Below are 2,552 nucleotides of genomic sequence, written 5' to 3'. Positions count from 1 at the left end.
ATGACTGAAGTACAAATTTGGCAATGGGGATTGGTGATCACATCTAGTTTGGTGTTGTTCTTACTGTCGCCGTGGGCAAAAGATACCAATCAGTTTTTTAAAGCCGTGCAAAAGAAGAAAGCACCCAATACCTTTATGTTAATGGGCAGCCTTATCATTTCATGGATATTTGCCAAAAGTATCACCAACGCTGCAAACTTAGGTCTGGATTTTGGTATTGTTGGTGGTGTAGCCTATGCAGGCTATTATTTATCATTTGCCGTGGCAGGTATTGCCATTTATAAAATGAGGCTGCACGGTAAGTATACTAGCATACATCATTTTTTAACCTCAAAATTTGGTAAAACTGCCGTAACTATATTCTCCATATTGATTGCCTTTCGTTTGTTCAATGAAGTATGGAGCAATACCATGGTCATAGGTTCTTACTTTGGTGATATGGGCACTACCGCCTACTATTGGTCCATTTTAGTATTTACAGGTTTAACCCTTGCCTATGTTCTAAAAGGCGGCATGAGCAGTTCCATTTTTACCGATGTTGTCCAAATGGGGCTATTTTCAATACTATTAGCGGTAATATTGTTCACCATCTTTGGTAAAGACAATGCTATAACCACATCCGAAGTAGTAAATTCTGGCATATGGTCTTTTGAAACCGGGCTGAATTTATTGTTCGCTGCCTTGTTGCAATCGTTCAGCTACCCTTTTCATGATCCCGTGTTGACCGATAGAGGTTTTATTAGCAGTCCTAAAGTAACATTGAAAAGTTTTCTGTGGGCAAGTGTACTTGGAGCTATTTGCATTGTTCTATTCAGCATTATAGGTGTTTATGCGCAATCGCAGGGCATGCAGGGTCAGGCAGCTGTTCAAGTGGGCAAGGCATTTGGTACGGTTATACTATTGGTCATCAATTTTATTATGATTACATCGGCAGCATCGACCTTGGACTCAACCTTTTCATCTTTTTCCAAATTATTGGCTCTTGACCTCAACCTTGGCAACACGGTTAAATTTGGTCGTTGGTCAATGGTCGCTGTAGCAGTATTGGGTACGGTTCCGGTCTTTTTAGATGCTGAAATATTATCTGCCACCACCATTAGCGGTACAATGGTAATCGGTTTAACCCCCGTTTTCTTATTTTGGAAAGGTAGTGCTCCTAAAATAAGTTTTCATTTAAGTGTTTTCTGCGGATTGTTATTCGGTTTTTTATTGATTTTCAATTGGTTTCCAGATAGCTTAATATTTACCACTGGCAAGTATGCCAATTTATTATGGATTAATTTTTGGGGCATCTTATGCTGCCTTTTCGTTTATATGATACCTACATGGATAAAGAAATAAAACATTTGGGCACTAAAACAGGAAAGCTGTTGCTTTTTGGAGGTGTGTACAGCAACCTACAAGCTTTGGAAAAACTAATTTCCATATCCAAAGATGCCGGTATTGCACCAGAAAACTGTATTAGTACCGGTGATATTACCGGTTATTGCGCACAACCGGAAGAAACCGTACAGTTGTTTCAAAAATGGGGCGCTTTAAGTATTGCGGGCAATGTAGAATTACAATTGGCAAATGATAGTGAAGATTGTGGGTGCGATTTTAAAAGCGGTAGCCGTTGCGATGATTTTTCAAAAATGTGGTTTCCGTACACCAAAGGGCATTTATCACAGCAATCATTAGAGTGGATGCAAGAAATTCCTGAATACATCAGTTTTGATTATGGTGGTAAAAAAGTAACGGTAGTCCATGGAAATTATGGAAATACCTCTGAATTCATTTTTAAGTCGAACGCCACGGAAAGTAAAGAAAACTGTTTTAAAGAGACTAATAGTACCACTATCATAGCCGGTCATTGCGGGTTACCTTTTCATCAAACTCTAAAGGAAAATGTATGGCTAAACCCAGGTGTAATAGGTATGCCTGCAAATGATGGTACTCCAAGAGTATGGTATATGATATTGGATATTATAGATGGTGAAGTTGCTTATGCCCATCATTCATTTGAATATGATGCCGAAACCGCTCAAAAATTAATGTACAAAAACCATTTACCTGAAGCCTATGGAGACACGCTTACATCGGGTATATGGGATAATATGGAAATACTCCCTGAACTAGAAAAAATGGGACAGGGAATTCCAATATATTTTAACCAAGAACAAAAAGACACGATACAAACTAAAACTCAGAAAAAGATGGCAAATACGTACTATGACCCAGCAGATTTAAGAAAATTTGGAAAAATTACAGAGTGGAGCGAAGAGCTTGGCACTAAATTTTTTGACTATTATGGTAAGGTTTTCGAAGAAGGCGCACTAAGTGCTAGAGAAAAGTCTTTAATTGCATTGGCGGTATCTCATGTTGTCAAATGTCCATATTGTATTGACGCCTATACTAAAGACGGCTTACAAAAAGGCATTACCAAAGAAGAAATGATGGAGGCGGTGCATGTAGGAGCAGCTATTGAAGGTGGTGCCACCTTGGTGCATGGAGTACAAATGATGAACAAGTATAACAAATTGTCAATGTAAATTTCGTTGTTGGTTGTTCGT

2 protein-coding genes and 1 pseudogene are annotated in these 2,552 nt (G+C 38.6%); all 3 read left to right on the top strand.

Annotation, left to right across the window (positions count from 1 at the left end):
- The gene (locus QZ657_RS12695; RefSeq protein ID WP_291967298.1) at positions 1-1,341 is read left to right on the top strand and encodes a sodium:solute symporter; all 1,341 of its coding nucleotides are present in this window, start codon (positions 1-3) and stop codon (positions 1,339-1,341) included.
- Positions 1,296-1,955 (top strand): annotated as a pseudogene (locus QZ657_RS12690) (metallophosphoesterase family protein); the annotation flags it as partial. The gene QZ657_RS12695 and the pseudogene QZ657_RS12690, both read left to right, overlap by 46 nt.
- A 240-nt stretch (positions 1,956-2,195) precedes the next feature.
- The gene (locus QZ657_RS12685) at positions 2,196-2,531 is read left to right on the top strand and encodes an arsenosugar biosynthesis-associated peroxidase-like protein (protein WP_082642972.1); all 336 of its coding nucleotides are present in this window, start codon (positions 2,196-2,198) and stop codon (positions 2,529-2,531) included.
- Positions 2,532-2,552: the final 21 nt, after the last annotated feature.

This window comes from Maribacter sp., from assembly GCA_020629415.1.
Lineage (GTDB): Bacteria > Bacteroidota > Bacteroidia > Flavobacteriales > Flavobacteriaceae > Maribacter > Maribacter huludaoensis.
This window is presented reverse-complemented; position numbering and strand designations above follow the sequence as displayed.